This is a genomic window from Mesotoga sp. B105.6.4 (genome assembly GCF_002896535.1).
Classification (GTDB): domain Bacteria; phylum Thermotogota; class Thermotogae; order Petrotogales; family Kosmotogaceae; genus Mesotoga.
Genome location: NZ_JWIM01000017.1, coordinates 1 through 1,219, shown reverse-complemented (window position 1 = coordinate 1,219; position 1,219 = coordinate 1). Strand labels below are relative to the sequence as shown.

The following is a 1,219-nucleotide window of genomic DNA, read 5'->3' as shown; positions in this document are numbered from 1 at the left end:
GAGACGAAGAACCGATCTTCAAAAAATTGAGTCCCTTCTTTTCACGTTTTCGCATAAACAAATGCAAGATGCTATAATATTAATAAAGTAATATATGAAAAGGTGATCATATGGAATTAGTAAAAGCTGGAAGAAGCAGACAGGTCACGATACCAAAACAGATATTCGATTCTCTTGGACTGAAGGAAGGCGACTATGTACAGGTCGAAGTAGAAGGCGGCAGAATCGTGCTTACGCCTGTTGCCGTGATTAACAAGGAAAGGGCAAAGTCAGAGTTTTTTCAGTTGGTTCAGAAGTTGAGGACGAACGCCGAAGCCCTCACCGAAGAGGAAATTGAAGAAGAAATCCGCACAGCTCTCAAAGAGTCGAGAAGAGAAAAGTGACCAGAAAAAATGGAAAGAGTCGTACTAGACACAAATGTTCTGATATCCGCAATCATATCCGGCAAAAGTTCTCCTGCAAGAATCCTTGACTTCTGGAAAGAGGGCGTTTTTGAGCTTGTTTTCTCTGAAGAAACTCTTCAAGAGCTTATAGATGTCCTGTCTCGACCAAAACTGTTACGCATCACCGGGATCAATAAAGATCAGCTGGATACGTTGGTTTCTTACCTGAGGTTGAGCTCGATCGTAATTAACTGCCCGGAAGATATCGAAATCAGAATCGAAGACTCTGATGACACTAAATTCATTACATGTGCAGTTCAGGCGGGTGCAAAATACATTGTTTCTGGAGATCATCATCTGCTTGACCTAAAGGAAATCGAAGGAATTGCAATTGTCACACCCTCAGAGTTTCTCAGAAAATTTCTGGACTTTCGAACTGAATCCTGAGCTCAAGACAGGCACGGGAATTTCATTCGAGTCACACAGAAAGAACCTGAAGAAAAGTCTCCTGGCTTTACTTGTTCCCGTATTTCATATAGTGATCGTTGAAAGGCCCGCTTCTTACGAAACACGAACGCTGTGAAGTGGAATTCTACATTTACCTTCCGCAAGCAAGCACTCCATACCCAATATGATCAAGACCAGATCCCAGATCGGGGTCCCGAATAATGGGACGCCAAAAGACAAGATCCGGCTAGGAGATCGCCAGAATGACGTGAAGGGAGTAAGACTGTTGAAGGAGCGAAAACCGGGACTGACAAATCTATTCATGTCTGTCCCATCTTTCGCGTTCGCTGGCGTTGAAAGATCAAACGATCCCGAAACAAGTTCGGGAT

At 43.5% G+C, this 1,219-nt stretch carries 2 protein-coding genes; both read left to right on the top strand.

The genetic code is table 11. The annotated features are described in order from the left end of the window. Positions 1 to 110: 110 nt before the first annotated feature. A complete protein-coding gene (locus tag RJ60_RS05705) occupies positions 111 to 383 on the top strand; it encodes an AbrB/MazE/SpoVT family DNA-binding domain-containing protein (protein WP_103134221.1) in 273 nt (90 codons plus the stop codon). A gap of 9 nt (positions 384 to 392) precedes the next feature. Next, entirely contained in the window at positions 393 to 830 is a 438-nt protein-coding gene (locus RJ60_RS05700; protein ID WP_103134220.1) for a putative toxin-antitoxin system toxin component, PIN family, read from the top strand. Positions 831 to 1,219 lie beyond the last annotated feature (389 nt).